4 protein-coding genes and 1 tRNA gene are annotated in these 6283 nt (G+C 61.7%); 2 read left to right on the top strand and 3 right to left on the bottom strand.

Annotated elements, in window-relative coordinates; translation table 11 throughout:
• Window positions 1-306 precede the first annotated feature (306 nt).
• Entirely contained in the window at window positions 307-2883 is a 2577-nt protein-coding gene (locus tag NW863_RS03635) for a DUF3536 domain-containing protein (protein ID WP_414364483.1), read from the top strand.
• Between the two features lie 6 nt (window positions 2884-2889).
• Here the strand turns inward: NW863_RS03635 and NW863_RS03630 are convergent.
• Window positions 2890-2963, bottom strand: a tRNA-Pro gene (locus NW863_RS03630).
• Between the two features lie 132 nt (window positions 2964-3095).
• On the opposite strand from NW863_RS03630, the gene NW863_RS03625 reads away from it, so the two are divergent.
• On the top strand, window positions 3096-3557 hold the full coding sequence (locus NW863_RS03625; RefSeq protein ID WP_414364481.1) for an HHL1-like protein: 462 nt from the start codon (window positions 3096-3098) through the stop codon (window positions 3555-3557).
• Here NW863_RS03625 and NW863_RS03620 read toward each other — a convergent pair.
• On the bottom strand, window positions 3554-4465 hold the full coding sequence (locus NW863_RS03620) for an alpha/beta fold hydrolase (protein ID WP_414364479.1): 912 nt from the start codon (window positions 4463-4465) through the stop codon (window positions 3554-3556). The genes NW863_RS03625 and NW863_RS03620 overlap by 4 nt on opposite strands.
• Window positions 4466-4582: 117 nt before the next feature.
• Complete coding sequence (locus tag NW863_RS03615; protein WP_414364477.1) at window positions 4583-6214, bottom strand: alpha-D-glucose phosphate-specific phosphoglucomutase; 1632 nt, start codon at window positions 6212-6214, stop codon at window positions 4583-4585.
• Window positions 6215-6283 lie beyond the last annotated feature (69 nt).

The raw sequence follows: 6283 nt of genomic DNA, 5'->3' as shown, positions 1-6283 counted from the left end.
TTGAAAAACTTCCAACCGCTGGCCACCAGGATGGAACCTTGGAGACATCAGCGAGGCTCCTTGTATAGCTTGTTACTCCGAGTGGCAGTGAGATGAGTGATCTTCAGGCCTGCTCGAGAGTCCCCGCGGGGGGAGCGCAAGAAGATTGCTAAGCGATAGTTATTCGCTGTCAAATTTTTGTCCAAATCCTTTACGTTGACAGTCGCAGATCGGGGATCGCTGTAACGTATGGATATGAACTTAGGTTAACTAGCGGCCCGTTTCCCCAGAACTGAAGCTCCGAGGGCGGGCAAGGAGTAGGGTCTCATGCTGCCGAGTGGCTCCCAAAATCCCCCTGAGCCGGCGGCCCAATCAGGGCAAGGGGATCCGGCTCCCTTTCTAACCGATGCTAGCTCTCCGCCTCCGCGAGCTACCACCACCGTCCCCTACGTGGTGTTGCACGGTCATTTCTACCAGCCGCCGCGGGAGGATCCCTGGTTGAACCGCGTTGAACGTCAGCCCAGCGCCAGCCCCTTCCACGACTGGAATGAGCGCATTTTAGCGGAGTGTTATCGTCCCAACGCCTTTGCCCGCATCCTGGACGATCAGGGGCGGGTGGTGCGCATTGTCAATAACTACGAATTCTTGAGTTTTAACTTTGGCCCCACTCTCCTCTCCTGGTTGGAGGAGCACGACGTTGAAGTGTACCAACGCATCTTGACTGCCGACCGCCTCAGCGCCGAGCGGCTGGAGGGACATGGCAATGCCATTGCCCAGGTCTACAACCACGTCATCCTGCCCCTGGCCAACGAGCGGGACAAGTACACCCAGATCCGCTGGGGGATCGCCGATTTCCAGCATCGCTTTGGCCGCTTCCCCGAAGGCATGTGGCTGGCGGAAACTGCCATCGATGCAGCAACAGTTGCAGCCTTAGTCGACTGCGGGATCCGTTTCGTCATCCTCGCCCCCAGCCAGGCGCAGCGCATTCGTCCTTTGGGTCAAACGGAATGGATCGATGTCAGCCAGGGCCAGATCGATCCCAGCCGGCCCTACCGCTGCTTTACCCCGGATCGCAGCGGCTACCTGGACATTTTCTTTTTTGACGGCCCTATCTCCCGGGATCTCGGCTTTGGCGATATTGTCTACAGCACCCAGTCGCTGGCAGAGCAGCTCCGGCTGGCCATCCGCCCTGACAGAGAAGGGGAACCCTATCTGATTAACTGTGCTACCGATGGCGAGACCTTTGGCCACCACAAGCGCGGCGTGGAGCGCACGCTGGCCTATGCCTTTTGCGAAGAGTTTCCCCGGCGGGGCTGGCAGGTGGGCAACTACGGCCACTTCCTCAGCTACCATCCCCCCACTTGGGAGGTGCAACTCAAGCCAGTTACGGCCTGGAGCTGCGCCCACGGGGTGGGACGGTGGTCGCGCGACTGCGGCTGTGGGGCAGTTCTAGGCTGGCACCAGCGCTGGCGGCAACCGCTGCGGGAGGCCCTCAACTGGCTGCGGGATCAGTTGGCCGAGATCTACGAAACGGAGGCCAAGGCCTACCTGCGGGATCCCTGGCTGGCCCGGGATCGCTACATCGAGGTGATCTTGGATCGGGAGCGCTGCGAGGCGTTTTTGCAGGAGCACCAGAGCCACCGCCTCAGTGCCGAAGACCGGGTGCAAGTGCTGCGCCTGTTGGAGATGCAGCGCTACAGCCAACTGATGTTCACCAGTTGCGGCTGGTTCTTTGAAGAGATCTCTCGCCCTGAGGGGGTGCAAATCCTGCGCTACGCGGCGCGGGCCATCGAGCTGGCGGCAGCAGTGGCGGATGTGGATCTGGAAGAAGAATTTCTGCGCCGCTTGAGCAAAGCCCCCAGCAACCTCGAGCTCTACAAAGATGGCCGAGGCGTTTACCAGGCGCTGGTGCGCCCCTGCCTAGTTGGCCCGCAGCGGCTGGTGGCTCAGCACGCCATGCTTTCCCTGTTCAACAGCATGCCCCGAGCTCCCGGATATATGCTGGAGCCAGTGGATCAGGAGCGCCTGGCTATAGGGGGATCCACCCTGCTGGTTGGGCGAGTGAAGCTCTCTTTTCCCACCACCTTTGAGGAGCATGACCTCATCTACGCTCTCCTCCATCTGGGCGGCTGGGACTTTCAATGTGGCGTCAAGCCGTTTACGGGGCGGCGCAGCTATGAGCAGTTGAAAGCCCGCCTGCTGTCTGGAGCCCACAGCCGCATCCAGGTGATCCTGACCCTGCAGGAGCTGTTTGGCCCGGAAACCTTTGACCTCAACGCTTTGACGGAGGAAGACCGGCAGCAGATGCTGCGCTGGTTAACCCAGGATACCCTGGATCGCCTAGCCCAGCTCTACCGCCAAACCTACCTGGAAAACTACGGGGTTTTGATGGCTTTTCGGGCCGATGGCCTGCCACTCCCGGAAGAGCTGTTGGCTGCCGCGCAGATCACCCTCAACCAGCGCCTGTTGAGCAGCTTGCGGGCGATGGAAGTGGAAGAGGGCAAGCGGGATCACCTGCTGGAGTTGCGGGCCATTGCCCGCGAGGCGGAGCAGTTGGGGTGCCAGTTGCGGCGGGAAGAGGCGGCCCGGGTTTTGGATCGGCTCTTGCAGCGGGGGATGTGGCAGTTGGCCCAGGCAGCCGACTCGGAAACTCTCAGCGAACAGCTCCACAACCTAGAAGAGTGGCTGCGCCTAGCTGCCGATCTCAACCTGCCTATCCGCCTGGATCGCCTCCAAGAGCTCTACCTACTGCGGCTAGAGCGGCAGCGATTAGAGGCGCTCCGCAGTGGCCCTGGGATCCCTGGCGAAGTCCTCCACCGCTTGCTGCGGCTGGGGCAACAACTTCGCATCAATGGTGCTGCCTGTCTCCAGCACCTACTGCCTCCAGCAACTGCTGAGGGCTAACCCCCATCGGGATGACAGGATTCGAACCTGCGACCCCTTCGTCCCGAACGAAGTGCGCTACCAAGCTGCGCTACATCCCGAGGTCAATCCAAAGCTTTGTAAGTATAGCATGCCATGCATGCTGTCTTCCCGCGGGTGGGAGCAGGGATCCCCGGCCAAGCGGGAGTCGTTCTGCGCTAAGCTATGGGGATCCACCGTTGCCCTACCGGAGTATGAGTCAGACCAAGGGTTTCAGCCAATCCAAGCCAGAGAAAAAACCGGCCAAGGCCAACACGGCTAAGCGCAAGGAAGCCGCCAAACGCTACGATGAGCTGAAAGCCAAGGGGATGCCGGAGTTCGCCATTTTTGCCCGGCGCCGCCAAGCTGAGCCCGGCAAACCCAACCCCTGGCTACCCGTGGGATCCCTGGCGGTCAGTCGCTCCAGCGCCATCCATCAGGCCATCTTCCAAAACGAGGAAGAGCTCAAAAAAGCAGCCGTCCGCCTCTTTCCCCGTCTTAGCAAAGTCAAAGACGAGCTGGAGTTTGGCTTTCGCCTTAAGGACAAAGAGTTTCAAGATGAGCCCATTCAGGTGGCAGTCCGGCCCCAGCCTTCGCCCCTTCAGAGCTGGATAGACAGGGTGCGCAGGTGGCTGGGCCTGGGCAAAAGAACTACCCAAGCCTCCAAGAAAGGCTAAGCCGTGGCAAAGGCTTTGGGTAGCCAGCTCAAAATCAAGGGGTTGACGATCTCTGGGCGCTCGTCATGGGGACAATGGCCCGTCTCGGGAAGAGGGAAAAATTGGTAGTCGATCCCCTGCACATGGTTTTGAAAGCCGCGGCCCCGTTCAATAGGTGTCCAGGGATCCCGTTCGCCCCAGATCACCAGCAGCGGGCAGCGCACCTGGGGCAGCAGCGCTTCGGGGGTGGGGCCAGGGGGAGCGGTGAGAATGGCCGCAAACACTTGCTGCGCTCCCACATCACAGGAAGGGGCGTAGAGGATCTCCACCAGCTCATCAGTGATGGCCGCAGGGTTGCAGTACACCTGTTCTAAGGTGGCGCGGATCCGCTGCCGCTGCCGCACCCAATTGAACAGCAGTGGCCCCGTGACTGGCGAGGCCACCACAGCAGTGAAGGTGGCCATGAAAACGCGGGCCATCGGGCTGAGCTCGTGGGAGCGATGGTTCAGGCCGCCGGCACAGTTAAGCAGCACTGCCCCTGCAGTCAGTTGTGGGTGCTGGGCGGCCATGAGCAGGCTAAGTAGGGCGCCGATGGAATTGCCAATAAACACTGCCGGCTGCCGCACGTGCTGCTGCCAAAAATCTGCTAGCAGCTCGGCCCACAGTTCTAGGCTGTAGGCAAGAGCTGGCTTGGCCGAGCCGCCAAACCCCAGCAAATCCAAAGCATAGACCCGGTATCCCGCCGCCGCTAGCACAGGGATGTTGTGCCGCCAGTGGCCAATGGAGGCCCCAAAGCCATGCACCAAAATCAGTGGGGAGCCAGATCCCTGGACGACGTAGCGAATGGCGTGACCCCGCCAGCTCCAGGTTTGGGGAGCAAAAGGGGCAATGGAATCGGCTGCCAAACTAGCAGGAGGAGCAGTGAACACAGCCAGAAAAATGTGGGTCCCTACCTCCTCATCCTAGCGCGACTCTGAGTGTCCTTCTCTGCGGGCCATCGCCCCCAATCCCTTTCTCCGAGGAGATCTGGCTTCTCGGCAAGACTCTCAGGTAACCACATCCGGCTGCTGCCGACCGGTGCGAGCGCGGATCTGGGCGAAGTGATCCGCCAGTTGGATTAGCTCGGCTAGGGCCACCTGGGGATCCAGGCCATGCCGGCTGGGATCCGGCTCAAATCGCTCCAAGTACACCCGCAGAGTGGCCCCGTGGGTGCCGGTGCCGGAGAGGCGGTAGACGATGCGGGAGCCATCCTCAAAGCCAATGCGGATCCCTTGGTTGTGGCTGGTGCTGCCGTCCACCGGATCCGTGTAGCTGAAGTCATCGGCATAGGCCACCGTCTGGGAGCCAAAGTGCTGCCCCACCCAGCTTGTCACGGAGCGCCGCAAGTGCTCCATCAGCTCCTCGGCCACCTCCACCGGCAGCCCCTCGTAGTCGTGGCGGGAGTAGAAGGTACGCCCGTAGGTGCGCCAGTGCTCTTCCACAATCTGCCGCACCGACTGGCGTCGCACAGCAAGGATGTTCAGCCAAAAGAGGACAGCCCAGAGGCCATCTTTTTCGCGGATATGGTTGGAGCCGGTGCCGAAGCTCTCCTCGCCGCAGAGGGTCACTTTGCCGGCATCCAGGAGGTTGCCGAAAAATTTCCAGCCGGTAGGAGTCTCATAGCAAGGGATCCCCAGCTTGGCTGCCACTCGGTCTGCTGCCTGGCTGGTGGGCATGGAGCGGGCGATCCCGGCCAGTCCCTCCCGGTAGCCGGGCACTCGCTGGGCGTTGGCCGCCAGCACGGCCAAACTGTCGCTGGGAGTTACGTAGAACTGGCGGCCCAGGATCATATTGCGATCCCCATCACCATCAGAGGCGGCGCCGAAATCCGGGCCGTCCTCCCGAAACAGCAGCTCCACCAGGGCGCGGGCATGCACCAAGTTGGGATCCGGGTGGCTGCCGCCAAAGTCGGGCAGGGGCTGGCCGTTGAGGACGCTGCCCGGCGCTGCCCCCAGGCACTCTTCCAGGATGGTGCGGGCATAGGGGCCGGTGACGGCGTGCATGGCGTCGAAGGCGATACGGATCCCAGAGGCCAGGTAATCGCGGATGGCGTCAAAATCAAACAGGCGCTGCATCAGGCCCAGATAGTCGGCCACTGGGTCGATGACGGAAAGCGTCAGGGATCCCAGCCGCTGCTCTCCCAAGCGGTCTAGATCCACATCTGGGGCTTCCAGGATGCGGTACTCCCGAATCTGCTGGGTGCGGGCGTAGATGGCCTCGGTCACCTTCTCCGGGGCAGGGCCGCCGTTGCCGATGTTGTACTTGATGCCAAAGTCTCCCTGGGGGCCGCCGGGGTTGTGGCTGGCCGAGAGGATAATGCCGCCGTAGGCCCCGTATTTGCGGATAAGGTGGGAGACTGCCGGCGTGGAGAGGATCCCGCCCTGGCCCAGCAGCACCCGCCCGATGCCGTTGGCTGCTGCCATCTTGAGCAGGATCTGGATGGCTTCCCGGTTGTAGTAGCGCCCGTCTCCGCCCACCACCAGGGTTTGGCCAGCGGATCCCTCGAGGACGTCAAAGATGGACTGGACAAAGTTCTCCAGGTAGTGGGGCTGCTGGAACACCTGCACCGGCTTGCGCAGGCCGGAGGTGCCCGGCTTTTGGTCAGGAAAAGGGATGGTGGCCACGGTGCGGAGGGTCATAAGCTGCCGAAACTCTGCTTGCCCCTCTACTATCTCATCCCCAGCCCTGCTCTTCTGCCCGCTCTTGGG

This window comes from Synechococcus sp. B60.1 (genome assembly GCF_047462555.1).
Lineage (GTDB): Bacteria > Cyanobacteriota > Cyanobacteriia > Thermostichales > Thermostichaceae > Thermostichus.
The sequence above is the reverse complement of the archived record's forward strand: the minus strand, read 5'-3'. Positions and strand labels throughout refer to the sequence as shown.

Bases quoted from the DNA above. Each gene is read 5' to 3' on its own strand.
- NW863_RS03615 (WP_414364477.1), bottom strand. From the start codon at position 6,214: ATGACCCTCCGCACCGTGGCCACCATCCCTTTTCCTGACCAAAAGCCG.
- NW863_RS03635 (WP_414364483.1), top strand. From the start codon at position 307: ATGCTGCCGAGTGGCTCCCAAAATCCCCCTGAGCCGGCGGCCCAATCA.
- NW863_RS03625 (WP_414364481.1), top strand. From the start codon at position 3,096: ATGAGTCAGACCAAGGGTTTCAGCCAATCCAAGCCAGAGAAAAAACCG.